The 25,780-nt window shown below is 69.8% G+C and carries 24 protein-coding genes; 10 read left to right on the plus strand and 14 right to left on the minus strand.

All coding sequences use genetic code 11. The annotated features are described in order from the left end of the window. The first annotated feature begins 121 nt into the window (after window positions 1-121). From JNB62_RS09900 to JNB62_RS09915, 4 genes are all read left to right on the plus strand, one after another. Entirely contained in the window at window positions 122-1,045 is a 924-nt protein-coding gene (locus JNB62_RS09900; RefSeq protein WP_220300711.1) for a 5'-3' exonuclease, read from the plus strand. Window positions 1,046-1,141: 96 nt separating this feature from the next. Further along, window positions 1,142-2,386 carry a sensor histidine kinase gene (locus tag JNB62_RS09905; protein ID WP_220300712.1) on the plus strand — a complete coding sequence of 415 codons (1,245 nt, stop codon included), beginning with the start codon at window positions 1,142-1,144 and terminating at the stop codon, window positions 2,384-2,386. Then, window positions 2,383-3,036: a response regulator gene (locus JNB62_RS09910; protein ID WP_220300713.1), complete on the plus strand. Its 654-nt coding sequence runs from the start codon at window positions 2,383-2,385 to the stop codon at window positions 3,034-3,036. Before JNB62_RS09905 ends, JNB62_RS09910 begins: the two co-directional genes overlap by 4 nt. A 134-nt stretch (window positions 3,037-3,170) precedes the next feature. Further along, entirely contained in the window at window positions 3,171-3,461 is a 291-nt protein-coding gene (locus JNB62_RS09915; protein WP_220300714.1) for an SHOCT domain-containing protein, read from the plus strand. A gap of 22 nt (window positions 3,462-3,483) precedes the next feature. On the opposite strand, the gene JNB62_RS09920 is transcribed toward JNB62_RS09915, so the two are convergent. The 3 genes from JNB62_RS09920 to trpD all read right to left on the minus strand — a co-directional run bounded on the left by JNB62_RS09920 (window position 3,484) and on the right by trpD (window position 6,150). Next, window positions 3,484-4,485, minus strand: coding sequence for a PHP domain-containing protein (locus JNB62_RS09920; RefSeq protein ID WP_220300715.1), 1,002 nt, complete (start codon window positions 4,483-4,485; stop codon window positions 3,484-3,486). A 12-nt stretch (window positions 4,486-4,497) separates the two neighbouring features. Further along, window positions 4,498-5,001, minus strand: a complete 504-nt coding sequence (locus JNB62_RS09925) for an aromatic ring-opening dioxygenase LigA (protein ID WP_220300716.1) — start codon at window positions 4,999-5,001, stop codon at window positions 4,498-4,500. Window positions 5,002-5,088: 87 nt separating this feature from the next. Further along, entirely contained in the window at window positions 5,089-6,150 is a 1,062-nt protein-coding gene (gene trpD, locus JNB62_RS09930; RefSeq protein ID WP_220300717.1) for an anthranilate phosphoribosyltransferase, read from the minus strand. Between the two features lie 187 nt (window positions 6,151-6,337). Here trpD and ctaE point away from each other — a divergent pair, with 187 nt between their 5' ends. From ctaE to JNB62_RS09955, 5 genes are all read left to right on the plus strand, one after another. Further along, window positions 6,338-6,979 carry an aa3-type cytochrome oxidase subunit III gene (gene ctaE / locus JNB62_RS09935; protein WP_141893516.1) on the plus strand — a complete coding sequence of 214 codons (642 nt, stop codon included), beginning with the start codon at window positions 6,338-6,340 and terminating at the stop codon, window positions 6,977-6,979. Between the two features lie 20 nt (window positions 6,980-6,999). Continuing rightward, window positions 7,000-7,803, plus strand: coding sequence for a cytochrome bc1 complex diheme cytochrome c subunit (gene qcrC, locus JNB62_RS09940; RefSeq protein WP_220300718.1), 804 nt, complete (start codon window positions 7,000-7,002; stop codon window positions 7,801-7,803). A gap of 40 nt (window positions 7,804-7,843) precedes the next feature. Then, window positions 7,844-8,923, plus strand: a complete 1,080-nt coding sequence (gene qcrA, locus JNB62_RS09945; protein ID WP_220300719.1) for a cytochrome bc1 complex Rieske iron-sulfur subunit — start codon at window positions 7,844-7,846, stop codon at window positions 8,921-8,923. After that, entirely contained in the window at window positions 8,920-10,773 is a 1,854-nt protein-coding gene (gene qcrB, locus JNB62_RS09950) for a cytochrome bc1 complex cytochrome b subunit (RefSeq protein ID WP_222855918.1), read from the plus strand. The genes qcrA and qcrB overlap by 4 nt, the downstream gene beginning before the upstream one ends. Before the next feature lie 175 nt (window positions 10,774-10,948). Next, the gene (locus tag JNB62_RS09955) at window positions 10,949-11,368 is read left to right on the plus strand and encodes a rhodanese-like domain-containing protein (protein ID WP_220300720.1); all 420 of its coding nucleotides are present in this window, start codon (window positions 10,949-10,951) and stop codon (window positions 11,366-11,368) included. Between the two features lie 7 nt (window positions 11,369-11,375). On the opposite strand, the gene JNB62_RS09960 is transcribed toward JNB62_RS09955, so the two are convergent. From JNB62_RS09960 to JNB62_RS09985, 6 genes are all read right to left on the minus strand, one after another. Beyond that, window positions 11,376-12,182 (minus strand): PP2C family protein-serine/threonine phosphatase, encoded by an 807-nt coding sequence (locus JNB62_RS09960; RefSeq protein WP_220300721.1) that lies wholly within the window; start codon window positions 12,180-12,182, stop codon window positions 11,376-11,378. 55 nt (window positions 12,183-12,237) lie between these two features. Beyond that, window positions 12,238-12,672: a cytochrome c oxidase subunit 4 gene (locus tag JNB62_RS09965; RefSeq protein ID WP_220300722.1), complete on the minus strand. Its 435-nt coding sequence runs from the start codon at window positions 12,670-12,672 to the stop codon at window positions 12,238-12,240. Then, window positions 12,673-14,400, minus strand: a complete 1,728-nt coding sequence (ctaD, locus tag JNB62_RS09970; RefSeq protein WP_141893510.1) for an aa3-type cytochrome oxidase subunit I — start codon at window positions 14,398-14,400, stop codon at window positions 12,673-12,675. It abuts the gene before it with no gap. Then, the gene (gene ctaC, locus JNB62_RS09975) at window positions 14,400-15,299 is read right to left on the minus strand and encodes an aa3-type cytochrome oxidase subunit II (RefSeq protein ID WP_220300723.1); all 900 of its coding nucleotides are present in this window, start codon (window positions 15,297-15,299) and stop codon (window positions 14,400-14,402) included. Before ctaC ends, ctaD begins: the two co-directional genes overlap by 1 nt. A gap of 168 nt (window positions 15,300-15,467) precedes the next feature. Then, window positions 15,468-15,833: an iron-sulfur cluster insertion protein ErpA gene (gene erpA, locus JNB62_RS09980; protein ID WP_220300724.1), complete on the minus strand. Its 366-nt coding sequence runs from the start codon at window positions 15,831-15,833 to the stop codon at window positions 15,468-15,470. 116 nt (window positions 15,834-15,949) lie between these two features. After that, window positions 15,950-17,350: a dipeptidase gene (locus tag JNB62_RS09985; protein ID WP_220300725.1), complete on the minus strand. Its 1,401-nt coding sequence runs from the start codon at window positions 17,348-17,350 to the stop codon at window positions 15,950-15,952. Window positions 17,351-17,398: 48 nt separating this feature from the next. On the opposite strand from JNB62_RS09985, the gene JNB62_RS09990 reads away from it, so the two are divergent. Continuing rightward, the gene (locus JNB62_RS09990; protein ID WP_220300726.1) at window positions 17,399-17,998 is read left to right on the plus strand and encodes a DUF3043 domain-containing protein; all 600 of its coding nucleotides are present in this window, start codon (window positions 17,399-17,401) and stop codon (window positions 17,996-17,998) included. A 19-nt stretch (window positions 17,999-18,017) separates the two neighbouring features. Here JNB62_RS09990 and JNB62_RS09995 read toward each other — a convergent pair whose 3' ends face one another. From JNB62_RS09995 to dnaE, 5 genes are all read right to left on the minus strand, one after another. Beyond that, window positions 18,018-19,043, minus strand: a complete 1,026-nt coding sequence (locus tag JNB62_RS09995; RefSeq protein WP_220300727.1) for a quinone-dependent dihydroorotate dehydrogenase — start codon at window positions 19,041-19,043, stop codon at window positions 18,018-18,020. 27 nt (window positions 19,044-19,070) lie between these two features. Beyond that, window positions 19,071-19,565, minus strand: coding sequence for a transcriptional regulator NrdR (nrdR, locus tag JNB62_RS10000; protein WP_220300728.1), 495 nt, complete (start codon window positions 19,563-19,565; stop codon window positions 19,071-19,073). Between the two features lie 12 nt (window positions 19,566-19,577). Then, window positions 19,578-20,927, minus strand: a complete 1,350-nt coding sequence (hisD, locus tag JNB62_RS10005) for a histidinol dehydrogenase (RefSeq protein WP_220300729.1) — start codon at window positions 20,925-20,927, stop codon at window positions 19,578-19,580. 30 nt (window positions 20,928-20,957) lie between these two features. Continuing rightward, window positions 20,958-22,139, minus strand: coding sequence for a hypothetical protein (locus JNB62_RS19190; protein WP_223231055.1), 1,182 nt, complete (start codon window positions 22,137-22,139; stop codon window positions 20,958-20,960). 120 nt (window positions 22,140-22,259) lie between these two features. After that, window positions 22,260-25,730 (minus strand): DNA polymerase III subunit alpha, encoded by a 3,471-nt coding sequence (dnaE, locus tag JNB62_RS10015; RefSeq protein ID WP_222855963.1) that lies wholly within the window; start codon window positions 25,728-25,730, stop codon window positions 22,260-22,262. Between the last annotated feature and the right edge of the window lie 50 nt (window positions 25,731-25,780).

Below are 25,780 nucleotides of genomic sequence, written 5' to 3' on the forward strand. Positions count from 1 at the left end.
CGAGGCGGGTGCCGACGGGCGACCGGCATCCGTCGCGCAGGTGAACGACGGGTGTCTCCCGCGAGCGCGCAGGGCGTGAACCGGCGCGCACGGCGTCGGACGTGCATGCCAGGATGAACGCGTGACCGACCGCCTGATGCTGCTCGACTCCGCGTCCCTCTACTTCCGCGCGTTCTACGGGGTGCCCGACACCGTGCGCGCACCCGACGGCACGCCGGTGAACGCGGTGCGCGGGTTCCTCGACATCATCACCAGGCTCGTGACCACGTATCGCCCCACGCACCTCGTCGCGTGCTGGGACGACGACTGGCGGCCGCAGTGGCGCGTCGACCTGATCCCGACCTACAAGACGCACCGTGTCGCCGAGGTCGTGGCCGGCGGACCCGATGTCGAGGAGGTGCCCGATCCGCTCGAGGTGCAGGTCCCCGTCATCCGCGAGGTGCTCGATGCCCTCGGCATCCGCATCGTCGGGGCGGCCGAGCACGAGGCCGACGACGTCATCGGCACGCTCTCGACGACCGCGACCATGCCGGTCGACATCGTCACGGGCGACCGCGACCTGTTCCAGCTCGTCGATGACGCGCGCGAGGTCCGCGTCGTGTACACGGCGCGCGGCATGAGCAACCTCGAGGTGCTCACCGACGCCGCGGTCGTCGCCAAGTACGGCGTTCTGCCCTCCCAGTACGCCGACTTCGCGACGCTGCGCGGCGACTCGTCGGACGGGCTCCCGGGTGTCGCGGGCATCGGCGAGAAGACGGCGGCCGGTCTGCTCGCGACGCACGGCGACCTGGCGGGCATCATCGCGGCCGCCGAGTCGGGCGAGGGCATGTCGGCGGGCGTGCGCGCGAAGGTGCTCGCGGGTCTGCCGTATCTGTCGGTCGCTCCTCGGGTGGTGGCCGTGGTGCGCGACCTCGACCTGCAGGTGCCCGAGCACCGGCTGCGTCCCCTCGACGAGACGGCGAAGGCGGATGCCGCGGCCCTGGCCGAGCGGTGGGCCCTGGGCGGCGCGATCACGCGCATCGTCGACGCGCTCGACACGGTCTGACCGCGCCCGACCTCAGGCGCCGTACTCCCGCGGGAGTACGGCGCCCGCACCCGTGGCCGGACTCCTGGCACGGGGGCTCGGCGTAGCATCGAGCGCATGCTTGGCCCCGCCCGCTTCGGCTCGAGTGCAGCCGCGTCCGCGGACGGCCTCGCCGACGGCGACGCCCAGGGTCGTCGATTCCGCCCGCCATCGGCCGTCGTGCTGCTGGTGCCCGTGGTCGTGTCGCTGGTCATCCAGGTGACGGGCACGATCGGGCTGTCTTGGTGGCAGCACGTGCCGCCGTGGGCGGCGGCCACCAGCGTGCTGCTGGCGGCGGCATCCGCTCTCGCCCTGCTGGCCGCGCGGCGTCTGCCCGGGCCCACGGTCGCCGTCGTCGCCGCGCTCGCCCTCGTCGATCTGTTCGTGCCGCCCATCGGCGGGCCGCCCCCGATCGCGCTCGTCTTCGCGATCATCGGGGCGGTCGTCCGCGGCGCGCGGGTCTGGGCGCTCGTCTCGGTGGCGACCGCGTGGCTCCTGGCCGTCGTCGGTCCCGAGCTCGCCGCCGGCGTCTTCGGCGCCGCGGTGCCGATCGGCCTCACGGACTGGCATCCTGCCCGCATCGCCCTGGCCACGGTCGGCCTGGGCGTCTGCTTCGCCATCGGCGAGGGCATGCGCGCGCGGCTGCGTGGCGCCGAGGAGCGCCGCACGCAGCTCGCCGCCCGGCGCCGCGCCGCCGAGCAGGAGGAGCGCACGCGCATCGCCCGCGAGCTGCACGACGTGCTCGCCCACTCGCTGAGCCAGATCGCCGTGCAGTCCGGCGTCGGCCTGCACCTCTTCGACCGCGAGCCCGAGCGCGCCCGCGAGGCGCTCGCCAACATCCGCGCGCTCAGCGCGACCGGGCTCGACGAGGTGCGGGGCGTGCTCGCCTTCCTGCGCGGCGACGAGCTCGCCGCACCCGACACCGCTCCGCTGACCCCGCAGCCGCAGCTCGCCCAGCTGCCGGGGCTCGTCGCAGGCCGAACCGGCCTCGGGCTCGCCGTCACGCTCGACGACCGCCTCGCCGGCGAGCTGCCGCCGAGCGCCGTGCAGACGACGGCGTACCGCATCGCGCAGGAGGCACTCACGAACGTCGTGCGCCATTCCGCGGCCTCGCATGCCACGGTGACAGTGGAGCGTGAGGCAACCGACCTCGTCGTCACGGTCGCCGACGACGGCGCGGGAATCCCCGCGTCGGCGCCCGAGCGCGGAGGACTGAGGGGCATGCGCGAGCGCGCGGAGCTCGCCGGCGGGAGTCTGACCGTCGACAGCGGCGCCCGGGGCACGTCCGTGGTCGCGCGGCTGCCGTGGACGGGGGCGCCATGATCCGCGTCGCGCTGGCCGACGACCACCAGCTGGTGCGCGCGGGCTTCCGCGCCCTGCTGGACTCCGAGCCCGGCATCGAGGTCGTCGCGGAGGCGTCCGGCGGCCAGGAGCTGCTGCGGGCGCTCCGCGAGACGCCCGTCGACGTGGCCCTCGTGGACATCAGGATGCCGGACGGCGACGGACTGTGGGCCGCCGAGCAGATCGCCGCCGACCCCGCGCTCGCGGGCGTGCGCGTGGTGATCGTCACGACCTTCGAGCTGGACGAGTACGTCGTGCGGGCGGTGCTGGCGGGCGCCAGCGGGTTCCTCGTGAAGGACACGGAGCCGGCCGAGCTCATCCGCGCCGTGCGCGCGGTCGCCGACGGCGACGCGCTGCTCTCGCCCGGCGTCACCCGCACGCTCCTCGACCGCGCGGCCGCGGGACTGCGTCAGGCGCCGGACCCGCGACTGCTGCAGACCCTCACCGAGCGCGAGGTCGACGTCCTGCGCCTGGTTGCCGAGGGTCTCACGAACGACGAGATCGGCGCGCGTCTGTATCTGTCGCCGCTCACCGCCAAGACGCACGTCTCGCGCATCATGCAGAAGCTCTCGGCGCGCGACCGCGTCCGCCTCGTGATCATCGCCTACGAATCCGGCCTCGTCGGCTCCTAGCGCGAGGCGCCCGTACTCCGCGCGGAGCAGTCCAGAACACTCCCCCGGCCGGATTCGCGGATGCCGCGGCCCGCCTTGACTGGAGGCATCCGGTCGCCCATCCCGGCGCGGCCGGCTCCGAGAGAGGAATCCGCATGTCCGCTGCACTCGCCACGGGGATCGTTGCCACCCATGTCGTCGGACCCTGGGGGTTCGGCTGGTGGTTCCTGATCCCGCTGTTCTGGATCGCCCTCATCGCGATCCTGTTCGCCGTGTTCGGCCGTCGCTGGCGTCGCGCCGCCGCCGCGGCCGGCTACGGACCGTACGGGCGCACGCCGGCCCGTCAGGCCGAGACGACGCTCGCCGAGCGCTTCGCGAAGGGCGACATCGATGAGACCGAGTACCGCGCACGCCTGGAGGTGCTGCGCGCGAACGCTCCGCAGTGAGCGGGCCCGGGCGCGATCCCGGCTACGCGCCGCGATCGCGCCCGGTCCACTCGCGCAGGCGCTCCAGCGGCCAGGTCGTGACGATCCGCTCCGCCGGCACGCCCAGCCGCTCCGCACGCTCGGCGCCGTAGTCCAGCAGCGACAGCTGCCCGGGGGCGTGCGCGTCGGAGTCGATCGAGAAGAGGCATCCGATCTCCAGCGCGAGCGCGATGAGCTCGTCGGGCGGGTCCTGTCGCTCCGGCCGCGAGTTGATCTCGACCGCCACGCCGTGCGCGTGGCAGGCCTCGAACACGGGCCGCGCCTCGAAGGTCGACGGCGGACGCGTACCGCGAGACCCTTCGACGAGCCGCCCTGTGACATGTCCCAGCACGTCGACGTGGGGATCGGATGCCGCGGCCACCAGCCGGCGCGTCATCGGGCCCCGGTCCATCCGCAGCTTCGAATGCGCAGAGGCGACCACGACGTCCAGCTCGTCGAGCAGCTCGGGCTTCTGGTCGAGCGCCCCGTCGTCGAGGATGTCGACCTCGATGCCCGAGAGCAGGGTGAACCCGTCGCCGCTCATGCCCGCGACCACCTCCAGCTGTGCGCGCAGCCGCTCGGGCGACAGCCCGTTGGCCACCCGCAGCCGGGGCGAGTGATCCGTGAGCGCCAGATACTCGTGGCCCAGTGCCCGTGCCGCCTCGACCATCAGATCGATCGACGTGAGCCCGTCGGACCACTCGCTGTGGGCGTGCAGGTCGCCGCGCAGCTTCGGGCGCAGCTCCGAGGCCCGCTGCACTCCGGCACGCTCGCGCAGGTCGGCGAGGTAGCCCGGCACCTCCCCCGACAGCGCCTGCTGGATCACCGCGAGCGTGGAGTCGCCGACACCCTTGCGGCGGCGCAGGGACGCGGCATCCCGCAGTTCCGCGTCGCTCAGCCCTTCGATGGCGTCGGCGGCCGCGCGGAACGCCTTCGACTTGTACCGCGACGACCGCTCACGCTCGAGGAGCGTCGCGATCTCGGTCAGGGCGTCGTGCGGGTTCACCGGCAGCCGGGGTCAGGGCACCACGGTGGCGCGCCTGACCACGACGGGCGCGACGGCGAGACGATGCAGGGCCCAGCCGAACAGGATCGAGAGGATGCCCACGCCGATCGCGAAGGCGGCCACGCCGAACGAGACCACGGACGTGAACAGCGAGGCGCGCAGGAACGACGCGTCCATGACGGTCGCACGCACCGGGTCGTCCATCGGCAACTCGGCGTACGTCTGGCCGTCCGCCATCTCCAGCGCATGCTGCTGGATGACCTCGGCCTGCACGTAAGCGGTGAACGGCCCCGCGACCTGGGCTCCCTGGAACGCCATCGCGTCGTCGGACACGGTGATGTTCTCCTCCCGCAGCTGGGTCGACACGGCGATCCATGCCACGACACCGACGACGATGAGCAGGATGCCGGCGATGATGCCCAGCACACCCACGGCCTTGACGCCGCCGAGCTTGCGGGCCGGTGGCTCGACGGAGCCGTCGACGGGTCCGGACGTGGTGGCGGTGTCATCGGTCATGGCGTCCTCCAGACGTAACGTGGGCCTTGCGCTCACGCTAGCGGGCGGCGCCGACGCCCCGGAAGACCCCGCGCCGTGCAAAACCCGTCAGGACGCGAGCGAGCGCGTGACCCCGACCCACCGGTCGAGCGTCGCCTCGGCCGCACCGCTGTCGATCGCCGCGGCTGCGTCGTCGCGCGCCTCGGCGAGACGCTCGAGGATCGGTCGCTGCACCTGCGTCGCATCGCGGAACAGCCGATAGGCCACGATGCCGGCGGCCGCGTTCAGCAGCACGATGTCGCGGACCGGCCCCGACTCGCCGCCCAGCACGCGGCGGACGACGCCGGCATTGTGGGCGGGATCGCCGCCGAGCAGGTCCTCGATGTCGGCGAGCGGGATGCCCAGGTCGCGCGGGTCGAGATCGTGCTCGTGGATGTCGCCGCGGCTGACCTCCCACAGCCGGCTGTGGCCGGTCGTCGTCAGCTCGTCGAGCCCGTCGTCGCCGCGGAACACGAGCGCTGTCGCGCCGCGCGTGCGGAAGACACCCGTGATGAGGGGCACGCGGTCCAGGTGCGCGACGCCGACGGCGTTCGCCTCGGCGCGCGCCGGATTGCACAGCGGGCCGAGAAAGTTGAAGACGGTGGGCACGCCCAGCTCGCTGCGCGTGGGTCCCGCGTGCCTGAAGCCCGGGTGGAACGCCGCGGCGAAGGCGAAGGTGATGCCCGCCTGCGACAGCGTCTCGGCGACGGCCTCCGGCGACAGCGTCAGGTCGACGCCGAGCGCGGCCAGCACGTCCGAGGCGCCCGACGACGAACTCGCCGCCTTGTTGCCGTGCTTCACGACGGGAACCCCGGATGCCGCGGCCACGAGCGCCGACATCGTCGAGACGTTCACGGTGCCGAAGCGGTCGCCTCCCGTGCCGACGATGTCGAGCACGGCGGCATCCACCGGAAGGGGAAGAGCGGCCTCCAGGATCGCATCGCGGAAGCCGACGATCTCGTCGACCGTCTCGCCCTTCGCGCGCAGCGCGATCAGGAAGCCGGCCAGCTGCGACGGCGTGGCGGCTCCCGACATGATCTGCCGCATCCCCCACGTCGACTCCGAGACGCTGAGGTCGCGTCCCTCGAGCAGCGTGGTGAGGATTCCCGGCCAGGTGTACAGCTCCGCCATAACTCAGAAGCCTAGCGGCGCGCGGGAATCGGAACGGATTCGTGACACGGGGTCGCACCGTGTGCGATTCTGCGTCTTCACCACGTGTTCACGGCAGAGTCGCAGTGATCTTTTAGGTCGCCCTAAGTTCGCGTCAGGGCAATTCGATGCCCTCCGATGCGAAAATCGGCGCCCCGAATCGGCCATAATGGGGAGCGTGACGACCTCCACAGCGACCTACTCCCAGGCCATGCGGTCCGTCAAGCGGCCGGATCCGGTCGCTGTCGGCACCATCGTGTGGCTCGGCAGCGAGGTGATGTTCTTCGCGGGCCTCTTCGCGATCTACTTCACCTTGCGCAGCACCTCCCCCGAACTGTGGGCCGAGAGCACCGAGAAGCTCAACGTCCCGTACGCGACCGTCAACACGATCATCCTCGTGCTCTCGTCGGTCACGTGCCAGATGGGCGTGTTCGCGGCCGAGCGGTTCCAGCCCTACTCCACCAAGAAGCGCGGCTGGCTCGGCTGGGGAATGGTCGAGTGGTTCTGGCTGACGTTCGCCCTCGGCGCGCTGTTCGTCTCGGGCCAGGTGTGGGAGTACGCCCAGCTCGTCACCGAGGGCCTCCCGATCTACGCGAACGCCTACGCATCGGCGTTCTACCTCACCACCGGCTTCCACGCCCTCCACGTCACCGGCGGCCTCATCGCCTTCCTCCTGGTGATCGGACGCGCGTACGCCGTCAAGAACTTCGGGCGCAAAGAGATGACGTCGTCCATCGTCGTGTCGTACTACTGGCACTTCGTCGACGTCGTCTGGATCGCCCTGTTCCTCGTCATCTACTTCCTCAAGTGAGAGCGGAGCTGAAACCCGACATGGCACGAGAGACCACGCGCCGCTCGAAAGGCCGCCGCAGCCCCTGGGCCGCAGCCGCACTGATCGGCATCGGCCTGCTCATCACCGGCGGCGTCTACGCCGGCGCGTCCGCTGCGATGGCGGCGACCACGCCCGAGACGACCACCAACTCGGCACTCACCGCGGAGGACGGCAAGAAGCTCTTCCAGGCCAACTGCGCCACGTGCCACGGCCTGGACGTCCAGGGCACCGAGGACGGTCCGTCGCTCTACGGAGTCGGCGAGCTCGCCGTGCACTTCCAGATGAGCACGGGGCGCATGCCTCTGCAGATGCAGGGCCCGCAGGCTCCGCAGAAGCCCGTCCAGTTCACCGACGAGCAGATCACCGCCATCGGCGAGTACATCCAGTCGATCGCTCCCGGTCCGACCTTCCCCGACGAGGAAGTGCTGGACGGCGAGGGCAGCGCGGCCGAGGGCGGCGAGCTCTTCCGCATCAACTGCGCGATGTGCCACAACGTCGCCGGCGCCGGTGGTGCGCTCACCGAGGGCAAGTACGCGCCCAACCTCCACACCACCACGCCGCTGAACATGTACGCGGCGATGGTGACCGGTCCCCAGAACATGCCCGTGTTCAACGACATGACGCTGACGACCGAAGAGAAGCGCGACATCATCACCTACCTGCTCTACCTGCAGGACAACGAGTCGGCGGGCGGATTCTCGCTCGGCTCGCTCGGCCCCGTCTCGGAGGGCCTCTTCATCTGGATCTTCGGGATCGGCTCGCTGATCGCCATCACCGTGTGGATCACGGCGAAGTCCAACTGATCGACGTTTCATAAAGACGCATTACCGACTGAGGAGCAGCATGGCCCACGAGGACGACCCGCTCGAGCACGAGAGGGCTTCCTGGAAGCCCTCCCCCGGGCTCGCCGTAGCGGTCAGCGACCCGGTGAGCAACCCCGGTCTCCCGCCGCACCGCGCGCGGGTCACCGACAAGGACCCGGCCGCCATGCAGCGGGCCGTCCGCACGGTCTACACCCTGTTCTATCTCTCGATCGCGGGCAGCATCTGGGCGGTCGCCGCCTACATGCTCTTCCCGATCGAGAGCGGCCGGATCGTCGACATCCGCAACAACAACCTCTTCATCGGCCTCGGCATCGCCCTCGCGCTGCTGGCCATCGGCATCGGCGCGATCCACTGGTCGAAGGCCGTCATGTCCGACAAGGAGTTCGTCGAGCCCCGGCACGCGACCCGCGGCCGCGACACGACGCGCGAGGCTGCGATCAAGGCCTTCGCCGACGCCAACGAGGAGTCCGGCTTCGGACGCCGCGTGATGATCCGCAACTCGCTGATCGCCGCCCTCGTCGCCTCGGTGGTGCCGGGTGTCGTGCTGTTCCGCGGGCTCGCGCCGTTCAACTCCCCCGAGCACCCGCACGGCGGCGACCCGGTGTACCTCCTCGAGCACACCATGTGGAAGAAGGGCATGCGCCTCGCGCACGACCCGTCTGGCGAGCCGATCCGCGCCGCGGACCTCACGCTCGGCTCGGCCGTGCACGTGATCCCGGAGGAACTGGCCAAGATCTCGCACAGCGACGGCTACCTCGAGCAGAAGGCGAAGGCCATCGTCCTGCTCGTCCGCCTGCTGCCCGAACAGCTCGTCGAGAGCGAAGAGCGCAAGGAGTGGTCGTACAACGGCATCGTGGCGTACTCCAAGGTGTGCACGCACGTCGGCTGCCCCGTCGCCCTGTACGAGCAGCAGACCCACCATCTGCTGTGCCCCTGCCACCAGTCGCAGTTCGACGTGACCGACCACGCGAAGGTCATCTTCGGCCCGGCCGCCCGTCCGCTGCCGCAGCTGCCGATCACCGTCGACGACGAGGGCTACCTGGTCGCACGCAGCGACTTCACCGAACCCGTCGGCCCGAGCTTCTGGGAGCGTCATTGAGCACCGCAACCGTCACCGAGCAGCCTGAGGCTCCCGTGGCACCCGCGACGACGGCCGGGCGCGACAAGCCCCTCGGCGGTCGCTTCATCGGCGCCACCGCGAACTACATCGACGAGCGCACGAGCCTCTCGGGCTTCGTCAAGGAGCTCGGCCGCAAGATCTTCCCCGACCACTGGTCGTTCATGCTCGGCGAGATCGCCCTGTGGGCCTTCGTCGTCGTCCTGCTGTCGGGCACCTTCCTGACGTTCTTCTTCCAGGCGTCGATGGTCGAGACCCACTACAACGGCGCGTTCCTGCCGATGCGCGGCATCGAGATGTCGGCGGCCATGTCGTCGACCCTCAACATCTCGTTCGACATCCGCGGCGGTCTGCTCGTCCGTCAGATGCACCACTGGGCCGCGCTCGTGTTCGTCGCCGGCATCGGCGTGCACATGCTCCGCGTGTTCTTCACCGGCGCGTTCCGCAAGCCCCGCGAGCTCAACTGGGTGGTCGGCTTCATCCTGTTCATCCTCGCGATGGCCGAGGGCTTCACCGGCTACTCGCTCCCCGACGACGTCCTGTCGGGCAACGGCCTGCGCATCATCGACGGCATGGTCAAGGGCATCCCGCTGATCGGCACGTGGACCTCGTTCCTGCTCTTCGGCGGCGAGTTCCCCGGCACCGCGATCGTCGGGCGCCTCTACACGCTGCACATCCTGCTGCTGCCGGCGATCCTCGTCGGGCTGCTGGTGGTCCACCTCATGCTGATGGTGATCAACAAGCACACGCAGTTCGGCGGCGCCGGCCGCACCAACAGCGTCGTCGTCGGCTACCCGATGATGCCGGTGTACATGTCGAAGATGGGCGGCTTCCTGTTCATCACGTTCGGCGTCATCGTGCTGATCGCCTCGCTGTTCACGATCAACCCGATCTGGAACTACGGTCCGTACGACCCGTCCCCCGTCTCGGCCGGTACCCAGCCCGACTGGTACATCGGCTTCGCGGACGGCATGCTGCGCCTCATCCCGCCGGGATGGGAGGTCGTGTTCCTCGACCGCACCTGGTCGTTCAACATCCTGGTGCCGCTCGGCGTCATCGGCATCTTCATCATCCTCGTCCTGATCTACCCCTTCATCGAGGCGTGGGTCACGGGCGACAAGCGTGAGCACCACATCGCCCAGCGCCCGCGCAACGCGGCCACGCGCACGGCGATCGGCGCCGCGGGTGTGACGATGTACGCGGTCATGTGGGCGGCGGCGTCGTCCGACATCATCGCGACCCACTTCTGGCTGACGATGGAGGGTGTCATCCACACGCTCCAGGCGCTGCTGATCCTGGGCCCGATCATCGCCTACTTCGTCACGAAGCGCATCTGCATCGCGCTGCAGAAGAAGGACCGCGAGATCGCGCTCCACGGCTACGAGTCGGGTCGCATCGTCCGCCTTCCCGGCGGCGAGTTCATCGAGGTGCACCAGCCGGTCGACGAGTACGAGCGCTTCAAGCTGGCCGACTTCGACACGTACGAGCCGCTGGTCGTGCGTCCGAACGCCAAGGGGCGCATCCCGTGGCACGAGAACTTCCGCGCGTCGATCTCGCGGTGGTTCTTCGAGGACCGCCTGACCCCCGTCACCCAGTCCGAGCTCGATGCGGCGCTGGCGCACCAGCACCACGATCTCGACCACATGGCGGCGGAAGAGGACCTGGAGCTGCAGGGCGCTCACGAGCGCGCCGGAGTCCCCGACGCCCCGCACACGCCGATCGACGACGGCCACAACTCCGAGACGGCCGTCCGTCCCTCGAACGTGATCGTCCCCGAGCCCGAGCCGGGTTCGAAGGCGCCGAAGAACCGCGAGAAGGAGTCCGACCAGTAAGGTCGCACGGCTTCGCCGACGGATGCCTCGGCACGATCCCTCCGATCGTGCCGAGGCATCCGTCTTTCGGCGTGATCTCGAAGGGCGCGTCCGTTCGCCCATGTCGGCAGGAATCCGCCGGAGTCTGTCACCGTCTCAGGCCGGGAGCGCCCACGGCCGGCCGTACTGTGGATCCATGATCGACGCACTCTCCTACTTCTCCACGAAGCTCGCCCTCGAGACCGACGCCTCTGACGTGTACGCCGCACAGAAGGCCGGTGAAGCGTTCGTCCTCGTCGACGTGCGCGGGGACGAGGCGTGGGCCCAGGGACGCGTCCAGGGCGCCGTGCACATGCCCTACCGCGACATCGCTGAGCGGGCGCCTCGTGAGATCCCGGCCGGCACGCCCGTGGTCGTCTACTGCTGGAGCCCCGGCTGCAATGCCGGTGCGAAGGGCGCCGTCGAGTTCGCAAAGCTCGGATACGCCGTGCGCGAGATGATCGGCGGGTACGAGTACTGGGTGCGTGAGGGGCAGCCGACCGAGAACGACGAAGGACCTCTCCCCCGCGTGTTCGACGCGCAGGTCATGGTCGTACGCACACCCGTGGCCGGCTGAGCGGCACCTACGCGCTGTCCAGACCCTCCATGAACCGCTCGGCCGCGGCGCCGTAGAACGCCGCCTGCGCGCGTCCGCGGCCGTCGTCCTCCGCCGTGACGACGTCGCACACCACGGCGGTCACGTTGTCGCGGGTGCCGGCCTCCAGCGCGAGCGCGACGCAGGCCTCCGCGGCCGCTTCGGGTCGCGCGTGGCTCAGTAGACGCACGCGGATCTCGTCGTCCGGCACGTAGTCGCTCAGCCCATCGCTGTACAGCAGCCATCGGTCCCCGACGACGGGCTCATGCGTCGCGACCGCGGCGACGTCTCTGTCGGAGCCGCTGAGCGACGCCGTGATGATGTTCCGGCGCGGGTGCGAGCCGGCGTCCGCCAGCGACACGATGCCGTTGTCGACCAGCGCCTGCACGAGCGAGTCATCACGGCTCACCTGTGCCAGTACGCCGCCGCTCAGCCGATAGGCGCGCGAGTCGCCGGTGTGCGCCAGCAGCAGCTCGTCGCGCGACGAGAAGAACAGGCCGGTGAACGTCGTCGCCATTCCGTGCAGCGACGGATCCCGCTCGACGTGCGCGCGCAGGTCCCAGTTCGCCTCGCGGACGATGATGCCGAGCCGCTCCGGCTCGAGCCGGTCCGGGCGCCCGGCCGCGATCCGATGGACGAGTGCGGCCGACGCCAGGTCTCCCGCCGGCCCGCCGCCGACCCCGTCGGCGACAGCGGCTCCCCACGAAGCCGTGAAGGCGGCATCCTGATTCACCTTCCGGTGAGGGCCGGTGTCGGAATGGGCGGCGGCGCGCAGACGAATCCGGGGGCCCGTCACGGACGGACCCCCGGAATCACGGGGTGCAGCAGCATGCAGCTCGTCTGCGGGCCGCTCAGCGGGCGAAGTACCCGCGGTAGTACTCGTACACCCAGCCGACGATGGCGACCACGAAGACGCCGATGCCGATGGGCATGAGCCACGTGCCGACGGCCAGCCCGATCATGCCGAGCGCGGCCGAGAAAGCCAGGACGATGGGCCACCACGACCACGGGCTGAACTCGCCCAGCTCGGGGTCGCCGTCATCGATGTCGGCCGTGAGGACGTCCTCGGGCAGCTCGCCGCCCTGCGCCTTGTGCACGCGGCCGATGTAGAACGCGATCAGGGCGCCCATGAAGGCAGTGAACAGCAGCGCGACGCTGCCGACCCACTCGATGGCGTGGTACCACTCGCGGTCGGGGTGGGCGATGATGTTCCACGTGGTGTAGACCGCCGCGACGAGCAGGAAGAAGCCCGACAGCAGCCACCAGAGTCCGGTGTTGGTGCGCACTTACTTGACCTCTCCCTCGGCCCCGACGAGAACCGGCGACTCGGCGGCCTCCGGGTGGTTCAGGTCGAACGCGGGCCGCTCGCTGCGGATGCGGGGAATCGACGTGAAGTTGTGACGCGGCGGCGGGCAGGACGTCGCCCACTCGAGCGATGCACCGTAGCCCCACGGGTCGTTGACCGTGACCTTCGGCGCCTTGCGCGCCGTGATCCACACGTTGAACAGGAACGGGATCATCGACGCACCGAGGATGAACGCACCGATCGTCGAGACCTGGTTCTGCCACGTCCAGCCGTCCGCCTCCGAGTAGTCGGCGTAGCGGCGGACCATGCCGTCCACGCCCAGCCAGTGCTGGATGAGGAACGTCATGTGGAAGCCGATGAACAGCATCCAGAAGTGCACGTAGCCCAGGCGCTCGTTCAGCATGCGGCCGGTCCACTTGGGCCACCAGAAATAGAAGCCCGCGAACATCGCGAACACGACGGTGCCGAACACCACGTAGTGGAAGTGCGCGACGACGAAGTACGAGTCCGACAGCGCGAAGTCCAGCGGCGGCGAGGCGAGGATGACACCCGTCAGACCACCGAAGACGAACGACACGAGGAAGCCGAGTGCGAACACCATCGGCGTCTCGAACGTCACCGAGCCTCGCCAGAGCGTGCCGATCCAGTTGAAGATCTTCACACCGGTCGGAACCGCGATGAGCATCGTCATGAGGGCGAAGAACGGCAGCAGCACCGCGCCCGTCACGTACATGTGGTGGGCCCACACCGCGACCGACAGCGCGGCGATCGCGATCGTCGCGTACACGAGGGTCTTGTAGCCGAAGATCGGCTTGCGGCTGAACACCGGGAAGATCTCGGACACGATGCCGAAGAACGGCAGCGCGATGATGTACACCTCGGGGTGTCCGAAGAACCAGAAGAGGTGCTGCCACAGCAGGACGCCGCCGTTGGCGGGGTCGTAGATGTGGGCGCCCAGCACGCGGTCGGCGGCGGCCGCGAGGATCGCGGCGGCGAGCACGGGGAACGCCATCAGGATCAGGATGCTGGTGATCAGCGTGTTCCACGAGAAGATCGGCATGCGCCACATCGTCATGCCCGGGGCGCGCATCGTGATGATCGTCGTGATGAAGTTCACCGCGCCGAGGATCGTCCCGAAACCGCTCATGCCGAGGCCGAGCATCCACAGGTTACCGCCGGCGCCGGGCGAGAACGAGGCATTCGCGAGAGGCTGATAGGCGAACCAGCCGAACGAGGCGGCGCCCTGCGGCGTGAGGAAGCCGGCGACCGCGATGGTCGAGCCGAACAGGAACAGCCAGAACGCGAAGGCGTTCAGACGCGGGAAGGCGACGTCGGGCGCGCCGATCTGAAGCGGCAGGATGGCGTTCGCGAAGCCCGCGAACAGCGGCGTCGCGAACATGAGGAGCATGATCGTGCCGTGCATCGTGAACAGCTGGTTGTACTGCTCTTTCGTCGGCACGATCTGCATGCCGGGCTCGAACAGCTCCGCACGGATGATGAGCGCCATGACCCCTCCGAGGAGGAAGAAGATCACGGACGCGATCAGGTACATGTAGCCGATCGTCTTGTGGTCGGTGGACGTGATCCACTTGACGATGATGTTGCCCTTCTGCTCGACGCGCGTCGCGCTGAGCAGAGCCGCCTGCCGCGGGGGCAGGGTCGTCGGACGCCCCTGGGACGTCTCCTGCAGAGGGAGTGTCGTCGCCATCAGTGGTCCACCTCTTCCACGTTCTCGTTGACGGAACCGCCCGTACCTGGGAGGTTCTGCAGTCTGTCGTAAGCGTCGTTGATGTCGCCCGTCTGGCCGGCCTCGCGCAGCGAGTCGAGGTAGTCCTCGTACTCGGCGTCGCTGACGACCTTGACGTTGAACAGCATCATCGAGTGGTAGTCGCCGCAGAGCTCGGCGCACTTGCCGGCGTACGTCCCCTCGCGGGTCGGCGTGAAGGACCAGAAGTTGTCCTTGCCGATGTACATGTCCTTCTTGTACAGGAAGTCGATGATCCAGAACGAGTGGATGACGTCGCGCGAGGTGAGCTTGATCTTCACCGTCTTGTCCACCGGCAGGTACAGGGTCGGCAGCTCGTTGACGATGTCGCCCTGGGCGTCGGTCTGCGCCTGGACGCCCATCGACCACACGGTCTCGTCGTCGGTGGCGCCGTCGTACTGGAAGTCCCAGGCCCACTGCTTGCCGATCGCGGTGATCTCGACATCGGGGTCGTCATACTGCGTCTCGAGGATCGTCTGGTCGCGCGCCGTGAAGGCGAAGAACCCGACCACGAGGATCAGCGGCACGACCGTGTAGAAGATCTCGATCGGCATGTTGTACCGCAGCTGGACGGGCAGGCCCGTCTGGCCCTTGCGGCGGCGATACGCGATCGCGGCCCAGCCCATGAGGCCCCACGTGATGACGCCGACGACCAGCAGGACGATCCACGAGTTGACCCACAGACCGGCGACCATGTCGGTGTGGTTGGTGGCCGGCTGACCGTCTTCGGTGAACCCGGGGAGGAAGCCGTGCAGCTCGGTGGGGGTGCATCCGGCGAGGACTGCAGCCGTCGCGACCCCGATGGGGAGAACGGCCCAGCGGATACGGCGTTTCGAAGGCACGGTGCACCTTTCCGATCACGAACAGGACTCCCGCCAGTCTAGGGCAAGCGTCCAGGGGATTCAGGCCATGCGCCCAGGTTGGATCGTGTCGGCGGGCGCGAAAACGGCGGGCCCGAGCGCCATTCGTAGCGCTCGGACCCGCCGCAAAAGTTTCGGTTCGCCGGCCGATCAGTGGAAGCTGTCGCCGCAGGCGCAGGAGCCCGCCGCGTTGGGGTTGTCGATCGTGAAACCCTGCTCCGAGATCGTGTCCTTGAAGTCGATCGTCGCCCCGTCGAGGTACGGGATGCTCATGTCGTCGACGATGACCTCGACGCCGTCGAAGTCGACCGTCTTGTCGCCGTCGAGGTACCGCTCGTCGAAGTACAGCTGGTAGATCAGGCCGCTGCAGCCGCCGGGCTGGACGGCGACGCGCAGACGCAGGTCGTCGCGGCCCTCCTGCTCCAGCAGGTTCTTGACCTTGCCCGCGGCGGCGTCGGTCAGCAGAACGCCGTGGTCGCGAGCGGTCTGCTCGGTCGTCAGTGCGGTGTCGGTCATGGCACTCCTCCGGACGGGCCGCCCTGGTCTCACGTCTTGCTCGTTCGTCCACTGCCGGCGGCGGGATGCCTCGATTCTACGCGCGCCCGCCGCCGGAAGGCTCGGAACGAGCCGGATCAGGCCTCCGCCGCCCGAGCGTCGAGCTTCTCGAGCAGGAGCGCCTCCGACAGCACGGCGTTGCGGAACGTGTCGAGGTGCAGCGATTCGTTGGGGCTGTGCGCCCGCGCGTGCGGGTCCTCCACACCGGTCACCAGGATCTGCGCACCCGGGAACTCGCGGACCAGATCCGCGATGAACGGGATGGATCCCCCGACGCCGATGTCGACCGACTCGACGCCGTATCCCTCGTGCAGCGCCTCGCGCGCGGCTTCGACGGCCCAGCCCGACGTGTCGACGAGGAACGGGTCGCCGTAGTCCTGGTCGCTGAACTCCAGCTGCGCCCCGAACGGCGCGTGCCGGCGCAGGTGCTCCTCGATGGCCGCGTATGCGTCGCGTGCCGACTGGCCGGGTGCGACGCGGGCGCTGATGACCACCGCGATCTCGGGGCTCAGCGTGTTGGACGCGTTGACCACGCTCGGCGCATCGATGCCCGTCACGGTGATGGACGGCTTGTTCCAGATGCGGCTGAGGATCGTGCCGCTTCCGGCCGGCGAGACCCCGGCGGGAAGCCCGGCCTCGTCGCGCAGCGTGTCTTCGCTGTACTCCGGCGTGACGGCATCCCGTTCGGTCATGCCGGCCACCGCCACCGCACCCGTGTCGTCCCACAACGTCGAGAGCAGCTTGAGCGTCGCCATCATGGCGTCGGGCACCGCGCCGCCGAACATGCCCGAGTGAGAGGCGTGCTCGAGCGTGCGCACACGGAGCGTGAAGCGCGTGTTGCCGCGGAGCGACACCGTCAAGGCGGGCGTCTTGTCGTCCCAGTTGCCGGAGTCGGCCACCACGATGACGTCGGCGCGCAGCGCGTCGGCGTTGTCGGACAGGAACTGGGCGAACGACCGGGAGCCCGCCTCCTCCTCGCCCTCGAAGAACAGCGCGACACCGAGATCGAAGTCCGCGCCGAGCGCCGACTTCAGCGCGCGGAGCGCGGCGATGTGCGCCATGATGCCCGCCTTGTCGTCGGCGGCGCCGCGGCCGTACAGACGTCCGTCGCGCACCGTCGGCTCGAAGGGCGGCGAGTCCCACAGCGCCTCGTCGCCGACGGGCTGCACGTCGTGGTGCGCGTAGAGCAGGATCGTCGGCGCTCCGTTGCGCGCCGCCCGCGTCGCGAGCACGGCGGGGTTGCCCTGCTCCCCCGTCTCGGGGATCGCGGCCGTGCGGATCTCGACGGTCTCGAACAGTCCGGTGTCGCGCACCAGCTCGGCGACCGCCTCGGCGCTGCGCTGCACCTGCGACGGGTCGAAGCCGGGGAACGCGACCGACGGGATGCGCACCAGGGCGCCGAGATCGGCGAGGGCGGAAGGGATGCCGGAGGCCGCGGCTTCACGCACAGCCTCCTGTCGGGTGAGCTCAGAGGTCATGCGGGTAATCTTAAGGGGCACCCTTCTTTCACATCCCGAGGATCATCCGTGGCCAAGAACTCCGCACCCGCGCCGAACGACGCCCCCTCCGAGGGCACCGTGCTCAATGGTGGGGGTGGGCTCAACGGCGCACCCGCCGGCAAGGGCCGCGCCACCCCGAGTCGAGCCGAGCAGGAGGCAGCGCGCAAGCGCCCTCTGGTGCCCGACACCAAGGAGGCCAAGGCTCGGGCCAAGGCCGACCTCGCCTCGCAGCGCGAGAAGGCCCGCATCGGGATGGCCAACGGCGATCCGCGCTACCTGCCCGCGCGCGATCAGGGCGCGCAGCGCAAGTTCACGCGCGACTGGGTCGATGCCGGATGGCACCTCGGCGAGATCGTGATGCCGGCGATGGTGCTCGTGATCCTGGCGACCTTCGTCAACATCCCCGCGCTGCAGTTCTACGCGTTCGTGGGCCTGTGGATCTTCATCGTGTTCGTCGTCATCGACATGATCCTCACGTCGATCCTCGTCAAGCGCGCCGTCAAGAAGAAGTTCGGCGCCGACAAGATGGAGAAGGGCCTCGGCTGGTACGCCGCGATGCGCACCGTGCAGATGCGGTTCCTGCGCCTCCCGAAGCCCCAGGTCAAGCGCGGCCAGAAGCCGGCCTGACTCCCCCGCAGTCGCGGGCTCAGCGCGTCGCGCGCAGGCCGCGGTTGATCTGCCGCGCCCACAGCGGACCGCGGTAGAGGAACGCCGTGTAGCCCTGCACCAGGTCGGCGCCGGCATCCACTCTCTCCTGCACGTCTGCGGCGGTCTCGACGCCGCCCACCGAGATGACGCAGAAGTCTGCGGGCACGCTCGCCCGCACCAGGCGCAGCACCTCGAGCGCGCGAGCCTTGAGCGGCGCGCCCGAGAGGCCGCCGTCGCCGGCTGCCGCCACCGTCGCAGCGTCGGTCGCGAGCCCTTCGCGCGAGATCGTGGTGTTCGTCGCGATGATGCCCGCGAGACCGGCGTCGACGGCGAGCTGTGCGATGGCGACGATCTCGTCGTCGGGCAGGTCGGGCGCGATCTTGACGAGGAGCGGCGTCGTGCCGGCCGCGCCGCGCACGGCGTCCAGCAGCGGCCGGAGGGTCTCGACGGCCTGCAGCCCCCGCAGTCCCGGGGTGTTCGGGGACGACACGTTGACGACGAGGTAGTCCGCGAGCGGCGCCAGCAGCGTCGCGCTGCGCACGTAGTCCGCCGTGGCGTCCACGACGTCCACCACGCGGCTCTTGCCGATGTTGACACCGAGGACGGCGCGGCGCGAGCGCTTGCGCAGCGCGCGCAGGCGCTGGGCGGCCGCCTCGGCGCCGTGGTTGTTGAACCCCATGCGGTTGACGACCGCGCGATCGGGGATCAGGCGGAACAGCCGGGGTCGCGGGTTGCCGTCCTGCGGGATCGCCGTGACGGTGCCCACTTCGACGTGCCCGAAGCCGAGGGCGTACAGTCCCGCTGCCCCCGTGACGTCCTTGTCGAACCCCGCCGCCACGCCGAACGGCGAGTCGAAGCGCAGGCCGAGCGCGGTCGTCGCGAGCTCGGGCGCGGGCCTGGTGACGGCGCGTGCCGCCCACGAGAAGGGCGGCACCCCCAGCACGCGGATCACCAGCATCGCGGCGTGGTGGGCGGACTCGGGATCCATGCGCGACAGCACGGTGCGGAAGAGGAGGGGATACATCCCCTCTAGGTTATCCGCCCGCGCCGGTCACGCCTCGGCGGGCTCCGCCTCCGCGTCGGCCACGACGTCGGCCCGGCCGTGGTCGAGCCGCAGCTGCTCGATCGCCGATTCGAAGTCCTCCAGCGAGTCGAACGCCTGGTAGACGCTCGCGAACCTGAGGTACGCCACCTCGTCGAGGGCGCGCAGCGGCTTGAGGATGGCGAGGCCGATCTCGTTGGCATCGAGCTGCGAGGCACCCGTCTGCCGGATGCTCTCTTCGACCGTCTGTGCGAGCACGGCCAGATCGGCTTCGGTCACCGGGCGGCCCTGGCACGCTTTGCGCACGCCCGACATGACCTTCTCGCGGCTGAACGGCTCGATGACCCCCGACCGCTTGATCACGTTGAGACTCGCGGTCTCGATCGTGGTGAACCGGCCGCCGCACTCGGGGCATTGCCGGCGACGACGGATGCTGAGACCGTCGTCGCTCGTGCGCGAGTCGATGACGCGCGAATCGGCGTGACGACAGAACGGGCAGTGCATGACAGAGCCAGCCTACGCCGGGACTCCGGGGTCGGCGGCGACATCCGCCGGAGTGGTGGATGCCGCGTCGAAACGCGCGGTGACGGCCTCGCCGTGCGCCGGCAGGGCTTCGGCCTCGGCGAGCGTCACGATCGCGTCGCGCACCTCGGCGAGAGCCGCGCGGTCGTACTCGATGACCTGCTGCGGGCGCAGGAACGTCGCGGCGGACAGCCCCGACGAGTAGCGCGCCTGTCCGCCGGTGGGCAGGACGTGGTTGCTGCCGGCGAGGTAGTCGCCGAGGCTCACCGGCGAGTCCGGCCCGACGAACACCGCACCGGCGTGGACGAACTCGTCGGCCCGCGGGTCGTCGAGGTGCAGCTCCAGGTGTTCGGGAGCGTACGCGTTGCTGAACGCGGTCGCCGTGGCGAGGTCGTCGACGAGCACGACCGCGGACTGCGGCCCTCCGAGCGCGGCGGCCACGCGTTCCGCGTGGCGGGTCGCAGCAGCGCGCGGCGCGATCGCCGCGAGCACCTCCTGCGCGAGTCGCTCCGACGTCGTGACGAGCACCGCGGAGGCCTGCTCGTCGTGCTCTGCCTGGCTGATGAGATCGGCGGCTACCAGTCGCGCGTCGGCACCGTCGTCGGCGACGATGAGGATCTCGGTGGCACCGGCCTCGGCATCCGTCCCGACGAGGCCGGCGACGGCCCGCTTGGCGGCCGCGACGAAGTTGTTGCCGGGTCCGGTGACGACGTCGACCGGCGCGAGCCCCAGACCGGGCACGCCGTGCGCGAGGGCGCCGATGGCGCCGGCGCCGCCCATGGCGTACACCTCGGTGACCCCGAGGAGCTTCGCCGCACCCAGGATGACGGGGTGCACGCGTCCGCCGAACTCGCGCTGCGGCGGCGATGCCAGCGCGATCTCGGCGACGCCCGCCACCTGGGCGGGGACGACGTTCATGACCACGCTGGACGGGTAGACGGCCTTGCCGCCCGGTACGTACAGACCGACGCGGCGCACCGGCTGCCAGCGCTGCAGCACGCGCGCGCCGGGGCCGAGCTCTGTCACGACGGGCGCCGGGACCTGCGCCGCGGAGGCCTCGCGCACGCGGGCGATCGCCTGCTCGAGCGCGGCGCGCACGGCGGGGTCGAGGGCTTCGAGCGCGTCGTCGAGGTGCGACGCCGGCACGCGGATGTCGTGGCCGACGACCCCGTCGAAGCGCTCGGCCTGCTCGCGGAGCGCGGCCTCGCCGCGCCGAGCGACGTCGTCGACGATATGCGCCGCCGTGGCGATAGCCTCCTCGCGCGCCGCGGTGGCACGGGGAACGGTCGCGAGCAGTTCGGCGGGCGTCAGGGCGCGCCCGCGCAGATCGATCGTCCGGAGCATCCGTCTACGGTACCGCGCGGGCGCGACCGCTCAGCCTCGCGTGACGCCCGAGACGTCGTGCAGGTAGCCGATGCGGCCGTCCTCGTGGCGCACCACGAAGGTGTCGCCGCGGTCCTCGATCACGAGGGCCCACGCGGTCGGGCCGATGCGGAACACCGGGATCCCGATCTCGTCGACGATGTCGCGCTCCTCGGGGACGAGGGCCCAGAACGCCTGGTGCTGAACGGCTACGGGCTCCGCCGCGGGCTCCGCAGCCGGCTCGGCGGCGGACTCCTCCTGGCGCGCAGCGGCGGCAGCGGCCTCGATCGCTGTGTCGTCGGCGGCGGCAGCCGAAGCCTCGGGCTGCTGCTCGACAGCGGCGTCGGCAGCCGCGGCCGTCTCGCGTGCGGTGCCGCCGGCATCCGTCGAGGCCGCGCCGACCACGTCGCCGTCCGCGTCCCAGTACGGCGCCGGGTCGTCGTCCCGCGCAGGCCGCGAGGCGGTCTGGGCGGCATACGGCGTGGCCGCCACGGTGTCTGCGACGTCGATGACGGCGGTCTCGTCGGCGGCGCCGGCGGCGGGCGGGGCGTAGTCCGCGTAGACCGGCGCGGCGGGCTGCGGCTTCGGGGCGACGGGGCGCGGCGTGACGGGCCGCACCGGGCGCGCCGCACGGTGGGCGGGCACCTCGGTGCGGCCCACGAAGTCCTGGCTGAAGGGCGGGATGAACGGCGCGAGCACCGTCAGGAACACCCCGGCGAGCATCATGATGAACTCCACCCACACGACCCACGTGCCGAGGAAGCCGACATGGCCGAACAGCGCGATGAAGGAGTTCCAGATGATGGCCAGCCACAGCACGGCGGCCACCGAGAACGCGACCGACGCGAACTGGTCGATGCCGAGGGAGCCGACCCGGCGGATGCCCTGCGGCGAGAGCCGGCGCAGCACGATGAGGAACACGGCGACGGTCGGCACGCCGATCGTGAGCACCCAGTCGATTCCGCTGCCCCACACCGTGACGCCGTTGCCGATCTCGCCGCGGACCGGGAAGAACGAGGCGACGAAGGCGATCAGCCACACGCCTGCGAGCGAGACCTCCCGGATCGAGAACGGCCCGACGCCGTACTGCGGCTCCGCGTCGGTGACGCCACCGTCCGCGGTCGTCGTGCCGAACGGCGCCGGAGCGTCGGCGGCGTCCTCACGTCTGTTCTCGTCGGTGTAGTCGTCCGTCACGATCTTCCCTTCCGGCGGGCTCCCGAGGCCCGCGTCGACCTGATATTACCCACGGCGCATGAGACGCCGATGAGATCCGGGGCGGCCCGTGACGCTCTTCGTCACGCGGCCTGTGCGGCGTCAACCGAGGCACTGCGGGCCGAGCAGCCCCTTGAGTTCGCCGTACAGGTCGGGAGTGATGCGCACCGGATGCGGCACCTCGAAGACCTTCGCGACCGACCCGCTGTGCAGCTTGAGCCGTACCTCGGTGTCGCCGCTGTGGCGCTGCAGCGTCTGCAGCAGCTCGCCGATGACGGCCTCACTGGCACGTCGCTCCGGCATGAGCAGGACGAGCCCGCTGGACTCGTCGAGCGCGCCCAGATCCGGGCTGAAGGCCGACTGCGCGTGCAGGTTCATGCCGTCGTCGCGGCGCGAGACCCGGCCGCGGACCACCAGGATCGAGTCCGCCGTCAGCATGTGCTGGAACTCGGTGTAGGTCTTGCCCATGAACATGACGGTGATCTCGCCGTCGAAGTCTTCGACGGTGATCATGCCGTACGGGTTGCCGCTCTGCTTCGCCACGCGATGCTGCACGCTCGTCACGAGGCCCGCGATCGTCACCATCTCGCCGTCGGCGACGTCTTCGGACGCGAGGAGGTCGTGGATGCTGGTCGACGAGTGCTTCGCGAGCGGGATCTCCAAGCCCGCGAGCGGGTGGTCCGACACGTACAGCCCGAGCATCTCGCGCTCGAACGCCAGTTTGTCCTTCTTGGTCCACTCCGGACGCTCGGGCACCTTCGCCGCCTGCTGCGGCTCGTCCTCGCCCCACAGCGCGTCGAAGTCGAATCCCACCTCGCCGTTCGCCTCGCGGCGCTTGTCGAGCACTGCCGCCTCGGTCGCGTCCTCGTGGATCTCCATGAGGGCGCGCCGCGTCGAGCCGAGCGAGTCGAACGCGCCGGCCTTGATGAGCGATTCCACCGTCCGCTTGTTGGCGACGTGCACCGGCACCTTGGACAGGAAGTCGTGGAAGCTCGTGAAGTTCGCGTCGGCGCGAGCGGCGACGATGCCGTCGACCACGTTCGCTCCGACGTTGCGCACGGCGCCGAGGCCGAAGCGGATGTCTTCGTCGACGGCCGCGAAGTAGCGGATCGACTGGCTCACGTCCGGCGGCAGGACCTTGATGCCCATGCGGCGGCACTCGTTGAGATACACCGCCATCTTGTCCTTGGAGTCCCCGACGCTGGTGAGCAGCGCCGCCATGTACTCGGCGGGATAGTGCGCCTTGAGGTACGCCGTCCAGTACGAGACCAGACCGTACGCGGCGGAGTGCGCCTTGTTGAACGCGTAGTCCGAGAAGGGCAGCAGGATGTCCCACAGCGCCTGGATGGCGGCCTCTCCGAAGCCGCGCTCCTTCATGCCGCCCGAGAAGCCCTCGTACTGCTTGTCGAGCTCGGACTTCTTCTTCTTGCCCATCGCGCGGCGCAGGATGTCTGCTTGACCGAGCGAGAACCCGGCCACCCGCTGCGCGATCGCCATGACCTGCTCCTGATAGATGATCAGGCCGTACGTGGTGTCGAGGATGTCGCGCAGCGGCTCTTCGAGCTCGGGATGGATCGGCGTGATGTCCTGCAGCCCGTTCTTGCGCAAGGCGTAGTTCGTGTGCGAGTTCGCGCCCATCGGGCCGGGACGGTACAGCGCGATGACGGCCGAGATGTCTTCGAAGTTGTCGGGCTTCATCAGTCGCAGCAGCGACCGCATGGGGCCGCCGTCGAGCTGGAACACGCCGAGCGTGTCGCCCCGTGTCAGCAGGTCGTAGGCGGGCCGGTCGTCGAGCGTGAGGTGCTCGAGGTCGAGCTCCTCACCGCGGTTGAGACGGATGTTGTCGAGCGCGTCCGAGATGATCGTGAGGTTGCGCAGCCCCAGGAAGTCCATCTTGATGAGGCCCAGGGTCTCGCACGACGGGTAGTCGAACTGCGTGACGATCTGACCGTCCTGCTCGCGCCGCATGATCGGGATGATGTCGAGCAGCGGCTCGGACGACATGATGACGCCGGCGGCGTGAACGCCCCACTGGCGCTTGAGCCCCTCGAGTCCGAGGGCGCGGTCGAACACCGTCTTGGCCTCGGGGTCGGTCTCGATGAGCGTGCGGAACTCGACGGCCTCTTTGTACCGCGGGTGCTGCGGGTCGAACATGCCGTCGAGGGGCATGTCCTTGCCCATGACGGGCGGCGGCATCGCCTTGGTGAGCCGCTCCCCCATGCTGAACGGGAAGCCCAGCACGCGCCCCGCGTCCTTGAGCGCCTGCTTGGACTTGATCGTGCCGTACGTGACGATCTGCGCGACGCGCTCGGAGCCGTACTTCTCGGTGACGTAGTCGATCACCTCGCCGCGGCGGCGGTCGTCGAAGTCGACGTCGAAGTCGGGCATCGAGACGCGGTCGGGATTGAGGAACCGCTCGAAGATGAGGCCGTGCTCGAGGGGGTCGAGGTCGGTGATCTTCATCGCGTAGGCGACCATCGAGCCGGCACCGGAGCCGCGGCCCGGGCCGACGCGGATGCCGTGGTCCTTGGCCCAGTTGATGAAGTCGGCGACGACGAGGAAGTACCCCGGGAACCCCATCTGGAGGATGATGCCCGTCTCGTACTCGGCCTGCTTGCGCACCTTGTCGGGGATGCCGCCGGGGTAGCGATAGTGCAGGCCCCGCTCCACCTCCTTGATGAGCCAGCTGTCTTCGGTCTCACCGTCGGGCACCGGGAAGCGCGGCATGTAGTTCGCCGACGTGTTGAACTCGACCTGGCAGCGCTCGGCGATGAGCAGCGTGTTGTCGCACGCCTCGGGGTGGTCGCGGAAGAGCTGCCGCATCTCCTGCGCGGTCTTGATGTAGTAGCCATCGCCGTCGAACTTGAATCGGTTGGGGTCGTCGAGCGTCGAGCCCGACTGCACGCACAGGAGCGCCGCGTGCGCGTCGGCCTCGTGCTGGTGCGTGTAGTGCGAGTCGTTGGTGGCCACCAGCGGGATGTCGAGGTCCTTCGCGAGCCGCAGCAGATCCGTCATGATCCGGCGCTCGATCGAGAGGCCGTGGTCCATGATCTCGGCGAAGTAGTTCTCTTTGCCGAAGATGTCCTGGAACTCCGCCGCCGCCGCGCGTGCCGCGTCGTACTGCCCCAGGCGCAGGCGCGTCTGCACTTCGCCCGACGGGCAGCCGGTCGTGGCGATGAGGCCCTTGCCGTACGTCTGCAGCAGCTCGCGGTCCATGCGGGGCTTGAAGTAATAGCCCTCCATGCTCGACAGCGAGCTCAGCCGGAAGAGGTTGTGCATGCCCCCGGTGTTCTCGCTCCACAGGGTCATGTGCGTGTAGGCGCCGGAGCCCGAGACGTCGTCGCTCTTCTGCTCGGGCGTGCCCCACGCCACACGCGACTTGTCGCTGCGGTGCGTGCCGGGCGTCACATACGCCTCGAGGCCGATGATCGGGTTGACCCCGGCCGCTTGAGCCGCGCGATAGAACTCGAACGCGGCGAAGGTGTTGCCATGGTCGGTGACCGCGATCGCCGGCATCCCGTACTCGGCGGCCGCCTGCGTCATCGCGCCGATCTTGGCCGCTCCGTCGAGCATCGAATACTCGCTGTGCACGTGCAGATGGACGAAGGAATCGGATGCCACGC

Source organism: Microbacterium jejuense (assembly GCF_019511665.1).
Lineage (GTDB): Bacteria > Actinomycetota > Actinomycetes > Actinomycetales > Microbacteriaceae > Microbacterium > Microbacterium jejuense_A.